Origin of the sequence: Acuticoccus sp. I52.16.1 (assembly GCF_022865125.1) — a bacterium.
In the GTDB taxonomy this organism is placed as follows: Bacteria; Pseudomonadota; Alphaproteobacteria; order Rhizobiales; family Amorphaceae; genus Acuticoccus.
In genome coordinates, this window is the sequence record NZ_CP094828.1 from 2,829,872 (window position 1) to 2,846,895 (window position 17,024).

The 17,024-nt window shown below is 69.1% G+C and carries 15 protein-coding genes; 12 read left to right on the forward strand and 3 right to left on the reverse strand.

What is annotated here, in order from left to right; translation table 11 throughout:
* Positions 1–4 precede the first annotated feature (4 nt).
* Genes pstA through phoB form a run of 4 tightly spaced genes read left to right on the forward strand, consistent with a single transcriptional unit; the run spans position 5 to position 3,728 of the window.
* The gene (gene pstA / locus MRB58_RS12805; RefSeq protein ID WP_244777496.1) at positions 5–1,378 is read left to right on the forward strand and encodes a phosphate ABC transporter permease PstA; all 1,374 of its coding nucleotides are present in this window, start codon (positions 5–7) and stop codon (positions 1,376–1,378) included.
* A 29-nt stretch (positions 1,379–1,407) separates the two neighbouring features.
* On the forward strand, positions 1,408–2,262 hold the full coding sequence (gene pstB / locus MRB58_RS12810; RefSeq protein WP_244777498.1) for a phosphate ABC transporter ATP-binding protein PstB: 855 nt from the start codon (positions 1,408–1,410) through the stop codon (positions 2,260–2,262).
* Between the two features lie 36 nt (positions 2,263–2,298).
* Complete coding sequence (gene phoU, locus MRB58_RS12815) at positions 2,299–3,030, forward strand: phosphate signaling complex protein PhoU (RefSeq protein WP_256461670.1); 732 nt, start codon at positions 2,299–2,301, stop codon at positions 3,028–3,030.
* Between the two features lie 14 nt (positions 3,031–3,044).
* Positions 3,045–3,728: a phosphate regulon transcriptional regulator PhoB gene (gene phoB, locus MRB58_RS12820; RefSeq protein WP_371747294.1), complete on the forward strand. Its 684-nt coding sequence runs from the start codon at positions 3,045–3,047 to the stop codon at positions 3,726–3,728.
* A 42-nt stretch (positions 3,729–3,770) separates the two neighbouring features.
* Here phoB and MRB58_RS12825 read toward each other — a convergent pair whose 3' ends face one another.
* Positions 3,771–4,250: a GcrA family cell cycle regulator gene (locus MRB58_RS12825; RefSeq protein WP_244777502.1), complete on the reverse strand. Its 480-nt coding sequence runs from the start codon at positions 4,248–4,250 to the stop codon at positions 3,771–3,773.
* A gap of 257 nt (positions 4,251–4,507) precedes the next feature.
* Between MRB58_RS12825 and MRB58_RS12830 the strand changes: the two genes are divergently transcribed.
* The 6 genes from MRB58_RS12830 to MRB58_RS12855 all read left to right on the forward strand — a co-directional run bounded on the left by MRB58_RS12830 (position 4,508) and on the right by MRB58_RS12855 (position 13,085).
* Positions 4,508–5,707, forward strand: a complete 1,200-nt coding sequence (locus tag MRB58_RS12830) for an aspartate aminotransferase family protein (protein ID WP_244777504.1) — start codon at positions 4,508–4,510, stop codon at positions 5,705–5,707.
* Positions 5,704–6,615: an ornithine carbamoyltransferase gene (gene argF / locus MRB58_RS12835; RefSeq protein WP_244777505.1), complete on the forward strand. Its 912-nt coding sequence runs from the start codon at positions 5,704–5,706 to the stop codon at positions 6,613–6,615. Before MRB58_RS12830 ends, argF begins: the two co-directional genes overlap by 4 nt.
* An 82-nt stretch (positions 6,616–6,697) precedes the next feature.
* A complete protein-coding gene (locus MRB58_RS12840; protein WP_244777507.1) occupies positions 6,698–7,225 on the forward strand; it encodes an MgtC/SapB family protein in 528 nt (175 codons plus the stop codon).
* A gap of 175 nt (positions 7,226–7,400) precedes the next feature.
* Positions 7,401–8,372, forward strand: a complete 972-nt coding sequence (locus MRB58_RS12845; RefSeq protein WP_244777509.1) for an Hsp33 family molecular chaperone — start codon at positions 7,401–7,403, stop codon at positions 8,370–8,372.
* Between the two features lie 37 nt (positions 8,373–8,409).
* On the forward strand, positions 8,410–9,708 hold the full coding sequence (locus MRB58_RS12850; protein WP_244777511.1) for an efflux RND transporter periplasmic adaptor subunit: 1,299 nt from the start codon (positions 8,410–8,412) through the stop codon (positions 9,706–9,708).
* Positions 9,708–13,085, forward strand: coding sequence for an efflux RND transporter permease subunit (locus tag MRB58_RS12855; protein WP_244777513.1), 3,378 nt, complete (start codon positions 9,708–9,710; stop codon positions 13,083–13,085). The genes MRB58_RS12850 and MRB58_RS12855 overlap by 1 nt, the downstream gene beginning before the upstream one ends.
* 22 nt (positions 13,086–13,107) lie before the next feature.
* Here MRB58_RS12855 and MRB58_RS12860 read toward each other — a convergent pair whose 3' ends face one another.
* Both MRB58_RS12860 and MRB58_RS12865 read right to left on the reverse strand, forming a co-directional pair.
* Positions 13,108–13,839 carry a response regulator gene (locus MRB58_RS12860; protein WP_244777514.1) on the reverse strand — a complete coding sequence of 244 codons (732 nt, stop codon included), beginning with the start codon at positions 13,837–13,839 and terminating at the stop codon, positions 13,108–13,110.
* Positions 13,840–13,947: 108 nt separating this feature from the next.
* Positions 13,948–14,709: a response regulator transcription factor gene (locus tag MRB58_RS12865; RefSeq protein ID WP_244777516.1), complete on the reverse strand. Its 762-nt coding sequence runs from the start codon at positions 14,707–14,709 to the stop codon at positions 13,948–13,950.
* 336 nt (positions 14,710–15,045) lie between these two features.
* On the opposite strand from MRB58_RS12865, the gene MRB58_RS12870 reads away from it, so the two are divergent.
* Together MRB58_RS12870 and urtA are read left to right on the forward strand one after the other, a co-directional pair.
* Positions 15,046–15,474 carry a response regulator gene (locus MRB58_RS12870; protein WP_244777518.1) on the forward strand — a complete coding sequence of 143 codons (429 nt, stop codon included), beginning with the start codon at positions 15,046–15,048 and terminating at the stop codon, positions 15,472–15,474.
* A gap of 151 nt (positions 15,475–15,625) precedes the next feature.
* Positions 15,626–16,903 carry an urea ABC transporter substrate-binding protein gene (urtA, locus tag MRB58_RS12875; RefSeq protein ID WP_244777520.1) on the forward strand — a complete coding sequence of 426 codons (1,278 nt, stop codon included), beginning with the start codon at positions 15,626–15,628 and terminating at the stop codon, positions 16,901–16,903.
* Positions 16,904–17,024: the final 121 nt, after the last annotated feature.

Sequence of the window (17,024 nt, forward strand, 5' to 3'; positions counted from 1 at the left end):
ACCCATGGCCACGACTGCAACCACGCCCGGCGGTATCGCGCAGGGCAAGTCCAATCGCGACCTGGTGGCGGCCAAGCTGGGCCAGCGTCACCGCGCGGAGGCGACGTTCAAGGCCGTGGGCCTGGGCGCGATACTGATCGGCATCTCGCTGGTCGGCATCCTCTTCGGGTCGATCCTCTACAAGGGCGTGCCCGCCTTCTGGCAGGCGACGCTGCACCTGGAGCTGACGTTCGATCCCGAGGTCATCGACATCGACCCGCGGCCGACGCAGCAGCCCGGCCAGTCGGCGGCGGACTTCCACAAGGAGCTGATCGCCTGGCAGCGCGCCCTGCGCCGCGCGGATTGGGACAACCTGATCCAGAATGCGATCGCCAAGTTCATCCCCGCCGCCGGCGCCGAAGACATGCGCCGTGCCGCCTTCGGCCTCGTCGCCTCCAATGAGCGCGTGAAGCTTTGGGAGATGGTCGAGGCGAACCCCGACATCATCGGCCAGACGGTGCCGGTGGCGCTGGTGGCCTCCGAGAACGTCGACGTCTGGCTGAAGGGCAACATCGACCGCGACCTGCCCCAGCGCTTCCAGCAGCTCGCCGCCGAGCAGCAGCAGTGGGCGGACGAGCTCTACGAAGACGGCGTGATCGAGATGAACTTCGCCTCGTCGATGTTCACCAACGTCGATTCGCGCTCCTCCGGTGCGACGGCGGGTCTCCTCGGCGCCATCGTCGGCTCCGTGATGATGATGGTCATCGTCATGGCGGTCGCCGTCCCGGTCGGCGTGATGGCGGCGATCTACCTGGAGGAGTTCGCGCCCAAGAACCGCGTGACCGACCTCATCGAGGTGAACATCAACAACCTCGCCGCGGTGCCCTCCATCGTGTTCGGCCTGCTCGGCGCGGCGGTGTTCATCAACTTCCTGGGGTTGCCGCTGTCGGCGCCGCTGGTGGGCGGTCTCGTCCTCTCGCTGATGACGCTGCCGACGGTGATCATCGCCTCGCGCGCCGCCCTGCGCGCGGTGCCGCCGTCGATCCGCCAGGCCGCGCTCGGCATCGGCGCCTCGCCGACGCAGGCGATGTTCCACCACACCCTGCCCCTGGCGGTGCCGGGTATGCTCACCGGTGCCATCATCGGCGTCGCACAGGCCCTGGGCGAGACCGCACCGCTACTGCTGATCGGGATGAACGCCTTCGTCGCCTCGGTGCCGTCGACCCCGCTCGACCAGTCTTCCGCTCTGCCCGTTCAGATCTATCTCTGGCAGGGGAACGAGAACCGCAATTTCTTCGAAGCGCGGACCTCGGCGGCCATCCTTGTACTGCTGGCCGTCATGGTGACCCTGAACGCCCTCGCCATCCTCATGCGCCACCGCTTCGAGCGGCGCTGGTAACGACCGTGATTGAAAAAGGAAACGAGCCGATGGCCGTCGCCGAAGTGGACGTGAAAAAGCCGGACCTGAAGCATCCGGAGACGCACAACCGGTTCCAGACCGTCCGGATCCCCGATCCCGAACCGCGCCCGACCAAGATCGAGGCGAAGGACGTCTCGGTGATCTACGGCACCAAGGAAGCCGTGCACGGGATCTCGATCGACATTCCGGCCCAGGCGGTGACGGCGTTCATCGGCCCGTCGGGCTGCGGCAAGTCGACGTTCCTGCGCTGCTTCAACCGCATGAACGACACCATTCCGGGCTGCCGCGTCCTCGGCCAGCTCAACATGGACGGCGAGGACCTCAACGACCACACGCTCGACGTGGTCCTGCTGCGCGCCCGCGTCGGCATGGTGTTCCAGAAGCCGAACCCGTTCCCGAAGTCGATCTTCGAGAACATCGCCTACGGCCCGCGCATCCACGGCCTGGCCCACAAGAAGGCCGACCTCGACGTCATCGTCGAGCGCTCGCTGACCCGTGCCGGCCTCTGGAACGAGGTGAAGGACCGCCTCCAGGAGCCGGGCACCGGCCTCTCGGGCGGACAGCAGCAGCGCCTGTGCATCGCCCGTGCCGTCGCGGTCGAGCCGGAAGTGATCCTGATGGACGAGCCGTGCTCGGCGCTCGACCCGATCGCGACGCAGACGGTCGAGGGGCTCATCAAGGAGCTGCGGCAGAACTACACGATCATCATCGTGACGCACTCGATGAGCCAGGCGCAACGCGTCTCGGACCGGACGGCCTACTTCCACCTCGGCGATCTCGTCGAGGAGGGGCCGACCAAGGAAATCTTCGAGAACCCGCAGGAGCCGCGGACGCGCGATTATATTTCGGGCGTGTTCGGTTAGGATACGCGGGACGAGTCTTGAGTGGGGGGCAGCGCGTTGGTGCTGACACGTGATCGGGACCGCGAGCTTGTCAGTCTCGCGGCCGAGGTCGCCGAAATGGGCGGTCTCGCGGAGCAGTTGGTGATGGACAGCGTCACCGCGTTGACGCGCATCGACAGTCAGCGCGCGCGTTCGGTGATCGAGGCCGATCAGCGTCTCGACGCCATGCAGCGCAGCGTCGAGAACCATGCGGTGGACCTGATCGCGGCGCACCGCCCGGCCGGCAAGCCGCTGCGCGAGCTGGTCGCGGCGATGCGCATCTCCTCCGACCTCGAGCGCGTCGGCGACCTCGCCAAGAACAACGCCAAACGGGTGATGGCGATCGAGGGGCGGGCCTACCCGCCGCGCGTCGCGCTGGGGGTCGAGCACATGTCCGACATCGCGCTCGAGCAACTGAAGGCGGTGCTCGACGCGTTCACCTCGCAGGACCTGTCCGCCGCTCTCGACGTGCGCAGCCGGGACGACGAGATCGACGCCATCTACACCTCGATCTTCCGCGAGCTGCTGACCTACATGATGGAAGATCCGCGCAACATCACGTTCTGCACGCACCTGTTGTTCTGTGCCAAGAACATCGAGCGGATCGGCGACCACGCCACCAACATCGCCGAAAACATCCACTTCCTGGTGACGGGCGAGCAGCCGGTCGAAGCGCGGGCGAAGGGCGATTCCTCGTCCTACCTCTCCGCCGACTGGGCCGAGCCCAAGAACGGTAGCGGAGGTCGCTAGATTTGCCGCAGGTGATGATCGTCGAGGACGAGGAGCCGCTGACCCTCGTCCTGCGCTACAACCTGGAAGCCGAGGGCTATGACGTCGACTGCGCGAGCCGCGGCGACGAGGCCGAGCTGCGCCTCCTGGAGGGGCTGCCGGACCTTCTCATCCTCGACTGGATGCTGCCGGGGCTCTCCGGCATCGAGCTGTGCCGGCGCCTGCGCTCGCGCCCGCAGTCGGAGAACCTTCCGATCATCATGCTGACGGCGCGCGGCGAGGAGACCGAGCGGATCCGCGGCCTCGCCACCGGCGCCGACGACTATGTGGTCAAGCCGTTCTCGACGCCGGAGCTGATGGCCCGCATCCGCGCCATCCTGCGCCGCACCAAGCCGGCCATGGTCTCGTCCCTGCTGCGCGCCGGCGACATCGAGCTCGACCGCACGACCCACCGCGTCCGCCGCTCGACACGCGAGGTCCACCTCGGCCCGACCGAGTTCCGCCTGCTGGAGTTCCTGATGCAGTCGCCCGGCCGCGTGTTCTCGCGCGAGCAGCTCCTCGACGGGGTGTGGGGGCGGGACGTCTACGTCGACGAGCGGACGGTGGACGTGCACATCGGCCGGCTGCGCAAGGCGATCAATCGCGGCAAGGCCAAGGATCCGATCCGCACCGTGCGCGGCGCGGGCTACGCCTTCAACGACCAGTTCCACATCCGCTGAGGGGCCGCGGCGGCGGCCCCGCGCGCCTTCCGGCGCGGCGCGTCAGCTCGACTTCGAGCGGCGGGAGGGGAAGGCCTGCTCGGCGTGGGCGCGGCAGTAGGTGTCGCCCTGCGTGGTGCGCGCGCCGCAGAAGCGGAAGGCGGGGTCGGACGGATCGCCCACCGGCCAGCGGCAGGTCGAGGCGGAGAGGTCCATCAAGGTCATGCCTTCGGTCAACGGCACGATCTCGGCGGTCTGCGGGATCTCTTCGATCTCCGGCTCCTCGACGACCTTCACCGCGACGGCGCCGGCGGCCATCACCCGCGGCGCGGCGGCGGGCTTGGGGGCGACGATGGGAGCACTCCGGGCCCGCGTCGCCCGCGTCTGCGGTGCCTTCACCCGGCCCGAGAGGCCCAGGCGATGGATCTTGCCGATGACGGCGTTGCGGGTCACCCCGCCCAGGGAGCTGGCGATCTGTGACGCGGACATCCCCTCGGCCCACAGCTTTCGCAAAACCTCGATTCGCTCGTCGGTCCAGCTCATCGCCATTCCCTTTGCTCACCGCCGATCCACATGCCGTCCACAGCCGACCAGGACGGTCGGTGGATAGAAGGGAGCCGGGCGATGTCCTGTCTTTACGCCCCGAATCGTAAGAGATTTGGCGATTCGCGGTCTAGAGTCGGCGAGTCCGCCGCGACTCAAACCTTGCTTTTTCCCCAACCATCGGAAAGAAAGCCGGCCTGTCCGCAGTACCTTGCAAGGAGCTGGGGACAACCTTCGCAAAACCGCGAGTTTTACCCATGACGACGAACAGCCTGTTCCCGACCTACAACCGCGCCGACATCGCCTTCGAGAAGGGCGAGGGCGTCTGGCTCGTGGGCACGGACGGGCGACGATATCTCGACATGGGGTCCGGCATCGCCGTGACCAGCGTCGGCCATGCCCACCCGCATCTCGTCGCCGTCCTGCAAGAGGCGGCCACGAAGGTCTGGCACACGTCCAACCTCTACCGGATCCCCGAGCAGGAGCGGCTGGCCGACCGGCTGACCGCGGCGACGTTCGCCGAGCGCGTGTTCTTCTGCAACTCCGGCGCGGAGGCCAACGAGGCCGCCATCAAGACCGCGCGGCGCTATCAATATGTGAGCGGCCACCCCGAGCGGGTGCGCATCGTCACCTTCCAGGGCGCCTTCCACGGCCGCACGCTCGGTGCGCTCGCCGCGACCGGCGTCGCCAAATATATGGAAGGCTTCGGCGAGCCCGCCCCCGGCTTCGACAAGGTGCCGCTGGGCGACCTCGATGCGGTGAAGGCCGTGATCGGTCCCGAGACGGCGGCGATCATGGTCGAGCCGGTGCAGGGCGAGGGCGGCGTGCAGCTCGTCGACCGCGAGTTCCTGCGCGCGCTGCGCAAACTGTGCGACGACCACGGCCTGGTGCTGATCTTCGACGAGATCCAGACCGGCGTCGGCCGCTTCGGCACGCTCTTCGCCTACGAGGCGCTCGGCGTGACGCCCGACATCCTGTCGGCGGCCAAGGGCCTGGGCGGCGGGTTCCCGATCGGCGCCTGCCTCGCCACCGCGGCGGTCGGTGACGCGATGACGCCCGGCACGCACGGCACCACCTTCGGCGGCACGCCGCTCGCCTGCGCCGTCTCCAACGCGGTGCTGGACGTGGTGCTCGCCGACGGCTTCCTCGACGAGGTCAAGCGCAAGGGCGCGTTCCTGATGCAGTCGCTGGCGGGCGTCGTCGATTCCCACCCGAGCGTGTTCGAGACCGTCCGCGGCGAGGGACTGATGGTCGGCGTCAAATGCCGCGCGCCGGCGGGCGACGTGGCGCTCGCCGCGCGCGATGCCGGGCTCCTGGTGGTGCCGGCCGGTGACAATGTGGTGCGCTTCCTCCCCGGCCTCGTGGCCACGGAAGAGGACCTGCGCGAGGCGGCCCGGCGGCTCGACGCCGCGGGCGAGGCCGTCGAGAAGGCGAAGAAGGATACCGCGGTCGTATGACGCCCAAGCATTTTCTGGATATCGCGTCTCAGTCTCCCGAGGCGCTGCGGGCGATTTTGGACGAAGGCCACCGGGTCAAGGCCGAGGGCCGCATCCGCACCGACCGCCTGCGCGGGAAGACGCTCGCGATGCTGTTCGAGCGGCCGTCCACCCGGACGCGCTTCTCGTTCGACCTCGCGATGCGCGAGCTGGGCGGCGACACCATCGTCGCCTCCGGCAGCGAGATGCAGCTCGGCCGCGGCGAGTCGCTGGCCGACACGGCGACCGTGCTGTCGCGCTACGTCTCGGCGGTGATGATCCGCATGCTGGACCACGGCGGGCTGACGACGTTTGCCGAGTCGGCGCAGGTGCCGGTGATCAACGGCCTGACGCGCCGCTCGCACCCGTGCCAGATCATCGCCGACCTCATCACCATGGAGGAGCGCATCGGCGCGCTCGACGGGCGCGTGCTGGCCTGGGTCGGTGATGGCAACAACGTTCTGGCGACGCTGATGGAGGCCGCGCCCAAGCTCGGCTTCGTCATCAAGGTCGCGACGCCGCCGGAGTTCGCCCCGCGCCAACCGCTGGTGGACACCGCACGCCGCCTGGGCGCCACGATCGAGGTCGGCACGGACCCGCACGTCGCCGTCCGCGGCGCGGACGTGGTGGTGACCGACTCGTGGGCCTCCATGGGCGACGAGGACGAGGAGGAGCGGCGCCACGTCTTCCGCCCCTACCAGGTGAACGAGGCGCTGATGGAGGAGGCCGGTCCGTCCGCGATCTTCATGCACTGCCTGCCCGCCCACCGCGGCGAGGAGGTCACCAACGCGGTGATGGACGGCCCGCAGTCGGTGGTGTTCGACGAGGCCGAGAACCGCGTCCACGCGCAGAAGGCGATCCTCGCCTACGTGTTCGACCGCCTCGGCTGACGGGGCGCGGAGGGCGCCTGTGCGCCCTCCCTCCGCCGGTCTCGGGCGGCGATGCGCATTGTCGTGAACCGGGCACGCCGCCGTGCGTTTCCGGGGAATGGACGGGCTCTATCATACCCTCGCGACAGAGTTCGGCCGGCTTCCCGGGCCGGGCGGCGTCGTCGTCCTGCTGCGCGTTCTGGGCGCGGCGTTGCTGTGCGGGCTCATCGGGCTGGAACGCGAGCTGAGCGACCATGCCGCGGGGCTGCGCACGAACATGCTGGTGGGCGTCGCCTCGGCGGTGTTCGCCGTCATCGGCCTCAGTTTGATCGACCAGCTCGAGGGTGACACCATCCGCATCGACCCGATCCGCCTGATCGAGGCGGTGACGTCCGGCGTCGCCTTCCTGGCGGCCGGCCTCATCGTCCTGTCGCGCGGGCAGGTGCGCGGGCTCACCACCGGGGCCACCGTATGGCTCTCGGGCGCGGTGGGCCTGGCGGTCGGGATCGGCCAGTGGATGCTGGCGCTGCTGGGGGCGCTCGTCGGGCTGGCCGTATTGATCGGCCTCGCCAGACTGGAATGCAGGCTCGGCATCTCCGGCAAGAAGGCGATCGAGGAACCCGCCGAATAGGATCCGCGCCGCCCGGCTCCGGCTCCGGCTCCGGCTCCGGCTCCACGGCGCTCGAGTGGCGAGCGACGTGCGGGTGCCTATATAGGGGGCCTGCCCTGACGCAGACGTTGTTCGCGCGCCGCGCCCCATGGGGCCCGGCGTCAGCCTACTCGCGCTCAAGAATAAGGTTCCGCTCGTGACCGCCACTGCCGACGATTGTGTCCTTCCGTTCTCCGTCGAGGCGCTCGACGTTCGCGGCCGCGTCGCACGGCTCGGGTCCTCGCTCGACCAGATCCTGCGACGCCACGATTATCCGCCCGCCGTCTCGCGCCTGCTGGGCGAGGCGGTGATCCTCAACGTGCTCTTCGCCACCGCGCTGAAGATGGAGGGCCGCGTCGTCCTGCAGATCCAGTCGGACGGACCGGTGTCGCTCCTGGTGACCGACTTCACGACCCCCGAAGGCCTCCGCGGATATGCCCGCTTCGATGCCGAGGCGGTGGCCGAGCTGGGTGACAGCCCGGCCCTGCGCGACATCGTCGGCGAAGGCACGATGGCGCTCACCATCGACCCGAAGGACACCGTGCGCCGCTATCAGGGCATCGTCGAGATGACGGGCGACAGCCTGGAGGAGGTGGCGCACCGCTACTTCTCCCAGTCCGAGCAGATCCCGACCATGGTGCGCCTCGCCGTCGCCGAGACGATGGAGCGCCGCCCCGGCGAGGAGCCGCGGCGCATCTGGCGAGGCGGCGGTGTCACCGTGCAGTTCCTGCCCGACGCGTCCGAGCGCATCGTCGTGCGCGACATCGACCCCGGCGACGCGCCGGAGGACGCCGCGCAGGACCAGCGCGATCAGGACGACGCCTGGGTGGAGGCCGCCGCCCGCACCCAGAGCGCGCAGGACCACGAGCTGGTCGACCCGGAGATTTCCGCCGAGCGCCTCTTGCTGCGCCTGTTCAACGAGCGGGACGTGAGGGTTTTCGATCCGTTCAGCCTGAGTGCAGACTGTCACTGCTCAACTGACAAGATCCAAACGATGCTCGGTCAGTTCAGCGCGGACGATCGAGCTTCCATGGTGGAAGACGGCGCGATCAAGGTGACATGCGAGTTCTGCAACACAGAGTACGTCCTCGACCCGGACACGCTACAGGAGCGTGGCACGGCGCACTGACGCGGACCGGCGCGGTCCGCCGGCGCGGGGGGCCGCGATGAGGGCGCTCGGCCGCATCGCGCGCCTGCTGGCGCAGGCGATCCTGCCGGCGGTGGTGCTGATCGTCGCCTGGTCCTGGACCGAGGGACTGGTCAACGGCGGGGCCGGCGGCCCGCCCGAGCGGCGCGAGGCGGTCGAAACCGTCTACGCCGTCACCGCGCGGGACGTCGAGATCGGCACCAACCGTGCCACCTTGCGCGCGTTCGGCGAGGTGGTGGCGCTGGAGAGTGCCGAGCTGCGCATCGCCTCGCCCGGCCGCGTCGTCGAGGTGCGCGAGGATCTCGCCGCCGGCGTCGTCGTCGAGGAGGGCGAGACGCTGGTGCGGATCGACCCGTTCGCCTACCTCGGCGCGCTGCGCGAGGCGCGGGCGCAGCTGAAGGAGGCCGAGGCGGCGGCGCGCGAGGCCGAAAGCCGCATCGCCATGGGCGCCAGCGACCTGGAACGCGCCGAAGAGCAGCGCGAGCTCGCCGAGCGGGACCTTTCGCGCGCCACCACCCTGCGCTCCGGCACCATCACCGACCGCGCGGTCGACGAGCGGCGGCTCATCGTCAGCCAGCGGCAGCAGTCCGTCGACCAGGCGCGCTACAGCCTGGAGGGCGAGGAGGCCCGCCTGGAGCAGCAGCGCGCCCAGATCGACCGTCTGGAATGGACCGTCGAGGAGGCGCAGCGGGCGCTGGAGGACACCGTCCTCACCGCCCCCTTCCGCGGCATCGTCCTCTCCGAATCCGCCGCGCTCGGCCGCATCTTCGCCGCCAACGACGTCGCCGTCGCGCTGGTCCGCGCCGATGGGCTGGAAGTGCGCTTCGTCCTGTCAGATCAACGCTACGGCCGCCTCGTCGCCGGCGATGCGCTGCTGGGCGCCACCATCTCCGTCGCCTGGTCCATCGGCGACGAGCCGCTGGTCTACACCGCCACCATCGACCGCATCGGCGCCGAAGTCGCCAGTGACACCGGCGGCGTCGACGTCTACGCACGGCTGGAGCTGCCGTCCTCGGCGGTGCCGCGACCGGGCGCCTTCGTCGAGGTCGCGGTGCCGGACCGGCCGCATCCGCAGTCGGCCCGCATCCCGGCCACGGCGCTTTACGGTGACCACGTCTTCGTCATCGGCGAGGACGAGAGGCTGGTGCGCCGGCCGGTGACCGTGCTCGCCCGTGACGGCGACGAGGCCATCGTCCGCGGCACGCTGCGCCAGGGGGACGAGGTGGTGACGACGCGCCTCGCGGAGGCGGGCAGCGGCCTGAAGGTGCGCCGGGTGGACCTCGCCGACCCCGTGCCGGCCGAACGCGAGCCGTCGTGATGAACGGTCTCATCAACGGCTTTGCGCGGCATCCCAACGCGGCCAACCTGTTGATGGCGCTGATGCTGGGGCTCGGGATCTACGCCCTCGCCGGCCTGACCACGCGGTTCTGGCCGCCGGCGAACCTCAACGAGGTGGAAGTCTCCATCGCCTGGCCCGGCGCCAGTGCGGAGGACGTCTCGCAGAACATCCTCACGGCCGTCGAGCCGGCGGTGCGCTACCTCGTCGGGGTCGACAGCCTGCGCTCCATCGCCCGCGAGGGCTCGGCCTTCACCTCGATCGAGTTCGAGGCCGGCACCGACATGCAGAAGGCCTACTCCGACGTCGAGCAGGCCATCGACGCGATCGACACGCTGCCCGATGGCGCCGAGCGCCCCAAGGTGGCGTTCGACACGCTGCGCGACCCGGTCGCCAAGATCTCCGTCTCCGGCCCCTTCTCGGAGGCGGCGCTTCAGACCTTCGCGCGGCGCATCCGCGACGACCTGCTGGCCCGCGATCTCGAGAAGGTGACCATCGGCGGCGCACGCGACCGCGAGATCGTCGTCGACGCGCGCGAGCACGACCTTCTGCGCCTCGGCCTGACGGTGGAGGACCTCGCCGAGGCGGTGCGCGCCAACACGCTGGACCGGCCGTCCGGCGTGGTGGAGGGCGTCATCGAGCGGCAGGTGCGCGTGATCGGCGGCGGCGAGACGCCCGAGGCGATCGCCGGCTTCCCGGTCAAGGCGCTGCCGAGCGGCGAGGTCATCACCATCCGCGACGTCGCCCGCGTCTACGACGGGTTCGAGCGCGGCTCCGTGTCGGGCCTGCGCGGCGGCAACCCGGCGATCGAGCTGACCATCGAGCGCGCCCCGACGGCCGACGCCCTCACCGCCGACCGCGCCGTGCGCGCCTACATGGCCGAGGTGCGGCCGACGCTGCCGCCGAGCCTCGACCTCAAGCTCTACGACGTGCGCACCGAGATGCTGTGGGACCGCATCTCGATCCTCGTCACCAACGGCTGGCAGGGGCTCGCGGTGGTGCTGGCGGTGCTCTTCGTGTTCCTCAACGCGCGCATCGCCTTCTGGGTGGCGCTGGGCATCCCGGTGGCCTTCGCCGGCACGCTGGCGGTGATGCTGGCGACGGGGCAGTCGCTCAACATGGTGTCGCTGTTCGCGCTCATCATGATGCTGGGCGTCATCGTCGACGACGCGATCGTCGTGGGCGAGCATGCCGACACGCTCGCCGCCCGCGGCCTGACGCCGTCCGAGGCCGCGACCCGCGGCGCGACCGAGATGCTGGTGCCGGTGCTGGCCTCCTCGGTCACCACCATCGCCTCCTTCGCGCCGATCTTTCTGATGCGCGACGTGATGGGGCAGATGATGTCGGCGCTGCCGCTGGTCGGCATCGCGATCATCGTCGCCTCGCTGATCGAGTGTTTCCTGGTGCTGCCGGGCCATCTGGCGCACCAGGGCGGCGGGTCGCTGCGCATCGGCCGCTTCCTGCGCCTCACCGTGATCGCGGGGCTGGGCGCGGCGTTCATCGGCGGCGTCGTCCACGCCTCGTCGTGGCTGCTGGCCCATGGGACGGACGCGGCGCAGGCGCTCGCGGTCCTGCGCCCGGTGATCGACCTGCCGCCGACGTTCCTGGCGGTGGTCGCGATCCTGTCCGGGCTCGCCCTCGCGGGCTGGGTCGAGCGGCGGCTGGCGCGGCGGGCGGCCCGGCTGCCGCGTGACCCGCTGGCCCGTTTCCGCGCCGGGTTCGACCGCGTGTTCAACGCCTTTCGCGACGGGGCCTTCACCCGCTTCGTCCGGCTCGCATACGCCTTCCGCTACACCACGTTGGCGCTGGCGGTGGCGAGCGTGATGGTCGTCGTCTATGGGCTCTATCTGGGCGGCGGGCACGTGCGGTTCGTCTTCTTCCCCTCGCCCGAGTCCGAGTTCGTGACCGCGCGGGTGGAGTTCCACCCCGGCACTCCGCGCGAGCGGGCCATCGCCGGCATCCAGGCGATCGAGGCGGCGCTGCGCGACACCGAGCGGGACCTCGCCCAGGAGGGAGACCTCGTCGCCGACGCCTACGCGCTGATCGGCCGGGCGGGGCGCGACCGGGGCGACAACCTCGCCACCCTGCAGGTGCAACTCACCCCGTCCGAACTGCGCGCCGTCCGCACGCCCGACCTCGTGCGCGCCTGGCGCGAGGCATTGCCGGACCTCGCGGGCGTCAAGTCCGCCTCCATCGCCGAGCGGCGCGGCGGGCCGCCGGGGCGCGACCTCGACCTGCGCCTCGTCGGCGCGTCACCCTCGGCGCTGAAGCTGGCGGCGACGGACGTGATGGCGGTGGTCGAGACATGGGACGGCGTGTCGGGCGTGGCGGACGACCTGCCCTACGGCAAACCGGAGATTGCGCTGCACCTCACCGAGCGTGGCAAGGCGCTGGGGTTCACGCTGGACCGCGTCGGCACCCAGGTTCGCGGCGCCTTCGAGGGCGAAATCGCCCGCCGTTTGACGCTGGGGCCCGACGCCGAGGAGGTGCCGGTGCGTGTGCGTCAGCGCACCGACGGACGCGCCCTTTCGATCGACGACATCTTCCTGCGCTCGTCGACCGGGGAGTTCGTGCCCGCCTCGGAGGTGGTCGAGATCGAGGAGCGCAACACCTTCTCGGTCATCCTGCGCCGCAACGGGGTGGTGACGATCGCCGTGACGGCCGACGTCGACCCGGCGGTCACCTCGCCGTCGGCGATCACCGAGCGGGTGGCCGAGGAGGTCCTGCCGACCATCGAGGCACGCTACGGCGTGCGCGGCGAGTTCGGCGGGCGCGACCGCGAACGGCGCCGCTCGTTCGAGGATCTCACCAACGGGGCCTACTTGGCGCTGTTCGTGATCTATCTGACCTTGGCGCTGGTGTTCGGCTCCTACTGGCGGCCGGTGGTGATCATGCTGATCATCCCGTTCGGCGCCGTGGGGGCGATCCTGGGGCATGTGGCGTTCGGGATGAACCTCACCATCGTCTCGTTCGTCGGTCTGCTCGGCCTCGCCGGCATCCTCGTCAACGATTCCATCATCCTGGTGAAGCGGTTCGACGAGCGGCTGGGGGAAGGGGAGACGTTCGCGTCTGCCGCGGTCGGGGCGAGCGCGGACCGTCTGCGCGCGGTGTTGCTGACCTCGCTGACGACGATCGGCGGGCTGATCCCGCTGCTCTTCGAGGGGTCGATGTCGGCCGAGTTCCTCAAGCCGATGGCCGTGACGATGGTGTTCGGTCTCGCCTCGGCGACGGTGCTGGTGCTGGTCCTGGTGCCCTGCCTGCTGGGCACGGGGTACGACATCGGCCGGCTGCTGGCGCTGCTGATCGGCCGCCGCGACCAGCCGGTGGGCCCGCACGTGCCTGAGGACCGCCCGGCCTGAGTGCCGGCGGCGTTCGGCCGGGTCAGTGGACGGCGGGCGGGGTGGAGCGGGCCTGGCACACCGCTTCCTGGATGGCGTCGTTGAACTCGTCCCGCGTGAAGGGCTTGGCGAGCAGGTTCACCGAGGACGGCAGGCCGACGCGCTCGTCGACGCCGAGGTCGGCAAACCCGGACACGAAGACCACCGCGACCTCGGGAAACTGTTCGATCACCTTCTCGGCCAGCTCGCGGCCGTTCATCGCCAACGGCATGACGACGTCGGTCACCAGGAGGTCGAGCCGTGGGATCCCCTTGAGGAGACGCAGGGCCATGGGGCCGTTCTCGGCCGCGGTGACGCTGTAGCCGAGCCGCTCCAGCAGCCGCACGGTGTGCTCACGCACCAGTGCGGTATCGTCGACCACGAGGGCGACCGGCTTGTTGACCGCGGCGCCGACGCCCAGGCGGGCCATCGGCCAAGTGGACGGGCGGTCGACCGGTGCGGTGTGAGCGGTCGCGGCGGCTTCGGCGGTGCATTGGGCTTCGGCGGCGAGCTGGCGCATGGCGTCAGTGGGTTCCGGGGCAGGGGAAGGGGGTGCGGAGGCCTGTGGATTGGAGGGTGGCTCGTCGAGACCGAGCGCCACCATCAGGCTTTGACGCAGGGCCTCGCCGTGAGTGCTGGGGGCGAGCAGGGTAGACAGCAGCGAGACCTCCTCGCGGGCCAGATCCTCGAGTTCACCGTCGCGTTTCTTCGCGTCATCGTCGGATGGACCTGGCATCGCGCTTCACAGACCTGTGTTACTCTTATGGACGGCACAGGTTTTTGTATCGCGCGTGGATGGACCGAAGCTTGCCTGTCCGCGCCGGGCTCCGGCCGGCGCGCCGGCTCAGTCCAGGATGTAGCCGACGCCGTGGACGGTGCGGATCCGGTGCGGGTCGGTCAGGTTCAGCTTCTTGCGCAGGCCGGAGACATAGACGTCGATCCGGCGGTCGAGCGGGTCGCGGCTGCCGGGGCCGACCACCTCGTGATAGAGGCCGTCGCGGCTGAGGACGGTGCCCTGATTACGAAATAGGCATATGAGGGTGCGAAACTCGGCGTCCGACAGCGCGGCCCGGGCGCCGCTCTCATGGTAGACGGCGCGGCGGGCCTCGTCGATCGCCCAGGGCCCGAGACTCGGCCCCTCGCTCTTCGGGGCGTGGCCGTTCGCGTTGGCGACGGGGGGGTGGTTGGCCTGCTCGCGGATGAACTGGATGCGCGCGGCATGGCGACGCAGGCGGGCCGCCAACTCCCGATTGTTGAACGGTTTGGTCACGTAATCGTCGGCGCCGACTTCGAGGCCAATGATGCGATCCATGTCGTCCGCGGCGCCGGAGAGGATGATGGTGCCGACGGTCGGATCCAGCGACAGGCGCCGCACGAGGTCCAGGCCGTTGCCGTCACGCAAGGTCAGATCGACCAGCGCGAGCACGACATCCTCGGATTCCAGGACCTTTTCGGCGGCACGGACGCTGTCGGCCGTCGCCACGCGGAACTTCTCGCGGGTCAGGATCTGCGCGACGAGGTCTTGCACGGCAGGCTCGTCCTCGACGACCAGCACCAAGGCGCTGTCCGCGACGACCGTCCCCGCGTACCCATTCTCAACGCCCACTTGTACACCCCTCACCCCGCTCACCCGGGGATTTTACATTTGAATCGAACTTGCCACCAGTCCCCCCACCGCATTGCCGCGTGGTTTCGTATTGAATTGAGGGGTTTAACGACGAAACGGCATCCGATTCGAGAAACGGACACCCTAAGTTCGAGTATTTTGTAATGCCTGGAGCCATTAGGCTGCAAACGCGCTATGATGAGAGACCGGCTCACAATGCAACCAGGGTGTGTAGTTTCTCCCTGCACTGGACACGCATTGCAAAAATACAGCGGATCCTCAGGCAACGGCGACCGGAACGGATCGCAACGGGCGCGCGGGCGCAAGCGTTCGGCCGTGCTTCTCCTTGTCGAGGACAATCCCGCCGACGCGATCCTCATGGAGGAGGCGATGTCCGGCCGTGGCATCGACCTCGTGGTCGTCGAAGGCGGAAACGAGGCGTGCGACTACGTCTGCGGCCGCCGCCCCTACCAGGATGCCCCGCGTCCCGACCTCATCGTGCTCGATCTCAACCTGCCGGACATGAGCGGCAAGGACGTGCTGGCCACCGTGAAGTCCGGCGTCGACACCCGCACGATCCCGGTGGTGATCTTCTCCAGCTCCCGCTCGCAGTCCGACGTGGTCGAGACGTACGAGCTCGGCGCCAACTCTTATATGCAAAAGCCGCTCGAGTTGGAGGCCTACCGGGACGTCGTCCATTCGCTGGAAAAATTCTGGTTCTCGGCCGCCCAGCTCCCCCCCTCGGCCCAGTGGGGCACGGCCTAAGCCCTCGCGCGCCGCCGCTGCCCGCATTCCGGGCGGATTTCCGTCTCTCCGTTTCCCGATTGCGCGCAAGCTCGGCTTGTCGCGTTTATAATTGTGGCAACGGTCTTGCTTGGCCTTCCTCGCGCACATGTCGCAGTCGAAGGAGCAAGAGATGAAAAGAACAATCGTCGCGGCCGCCCTCGTGGCCGCCGGCGCGCTGCCGGCCGCCGCGCAGGATGCCGAATGCCCCATCAAGGTCGGGGTGCTGCACTCCCTGTCCGGTACCATGGCGATCTCCGAGACCACGCTGAAGGATACGATCCTGATGCTGGTCGACGAGCAGAACGAGAAGGGTGGCCTGCTCGGCTGCCAGCTCGAGGCCGTCGTCGTCGACCCCGCGTCCGACTGGCCCCGCTTCGCCGAGCTCGCACGCCAATTGCTCACCGTCGACAATGTTGACGTTATTTTCGGCAACTGGACGTCCGTGTCGCGCAAGTCGGTGCTGCCGGTCATCGAGGAGCTGAACGGCCTGCTGTTCTACCCGGTGCAGTACGAGGGCGAAGAGTCGTCCAAGAACGTCTTCTACACCGGCGCCGCGCCGAACCAGCAGGCGATCCCCGCGGTCGACTACTTCCTGGATGAGCTGGGCGTCGAGAAGTTCGCGCTGCTGGGCACCGACTACGTCTACCCGCGCACGACCAACAACATCCTCGAGGCGTACCTGAAGGACAAGGGGATCGCCGAAGAGGACATCTTCGTGAACTACACGCCCTTTGGCCATTCCGACTGGTCGACCATCGTCTCCCAGGTCGTCGACCTCGCGTCCGACGGTTCCTCGGTCGGCGTCATCTCCACCATCAACGGCGACGCCAACGTCGGCTTCTACAAGGAGCTCGCCGCGCAGGGCGTGTCGGCCGACGACATCCCGGTCGTCGCCTTCTCGGTCGGCGAGGAGGAGCTGTCCGGCCTCGACACCTCCAACCTCGTCGGCCACCTCGCCGCGTGGAACTACTTCCAGTCCGCCGATACGCCGGCGAACGAGGAGTTCATCGCCAAGTGGAAGGCCCGCATGGGTGACGAGCGCGTCACCAACGACCCGATGGAGGCCCACTACATCGGCTTCAACATGTGGGTGAACGCCGTCGAGGCTGCCGGCACGACCGACGTCGACGCCGTCGAGCAGGCGATGATCGGCCAGGAGTTCCCGAACCTCACGGGCGGCACCGCGATCATGCTGCCGAACCACCACCTCGCCAAGCCGGTCCTGATCGGCGAAATCACCGCGGACGGCCAGTTCGACATCATCTCCAAGACCGACGAGGTCGACGGCGACGCGTGGACGGACTTCCTGCCGGAATCCGCGGTGCTGACGTCCGATTGGAAGGACCTCAAGTGCGGGATGTACAATACCGAGACGAAGACCTGCGTGCAGATCAAGTCGAACTACTGAGGTTCGGCTGAGCGGTCCGCCCCGGACCGCCGCGTCTCGAAGGCTCGCCGCCCGCGTCCGGGCGGCGGGCCGCTCCATCTCCGGCCGAGGGCTCTCTGTTGTTGATCACTGCCGCTGCCGC

What these genes read in the sequence shown, in the direction of transcription:
- pstB (WP_244777498.1), top strand. Translation starts at nt 1,408, where the DNA reads ATGGCCGTCGCCGAAGTGGACGTGAAAAAGCCGGACCTGAAGCATCCG.
- MRB58_RS12850 (WP_244777511.1), top strand. Translation starts at nt 8,410, where the DNA reads ATGAGGGCGCTCGGCCGCATCGCGCGCCTGCTGGCGCAGGCGATCCTG.
- MRB58_RS12830 (WP_244777504.1), top strand. Translation starts at nt 4,508, where the DNA reads ATGACGACGAACAGCCTGTTCCCGACCTACAACCGCGCCGACATCGCC.
- argF (WP_244777505.1), top strand. Translation starts at nt 5,704, where the DNA reads ATGACGCCCAAGCATTTTCTGGATATCGCGTCTCAGTCTCCCGAGGCG.
- MRB58_RS12860 (WP_244777514.1), bottom strand. Translation starts at nt 13,839, where the DNA reads ATGCCAGGTCCATCCGACGATGACGCGAAGAAACGCGACGGTGAACTC.
- MRB58_RS12855 (WP_244777513.1), top strand. Translation starts at nt 9,708, where the DNA reads ATGAACGGTCTCATCAACGGCTTTGCGCGGCATCCCAACGCGGCCAAC.
- phoB (WP_371747294.1), top strand. Translation starts at nt 3,045, where the DNA reads ATGATCGTCGAGGACGAGGAGCCGCTGACCCTCGTCCTGCGCTACAAC.
- MRB58_RS12825 (WP_244777502.1), bottom strand. Translation starts at nt 4,250, where the DNA reads ATGAGCTGGACCGACGAGCGAATCGAGGTTTTGCGAAAGCTGTGGGCC.
- urtA (WP_244777520.1), top strand. Translation starts at nt 15,626, where the DNA reads ATGAAAAGAACAATCGTCGCGGCCGCCCTCGTGGCCGCCGGCGCGCTG.
- pstA (WP_244777496.1), top strand. Translation starts at nt 5, where the DNA reads ATGGCCACGACTGCAACCACGCCCGGCGGTATCGCGCAGGGCAAGTCC.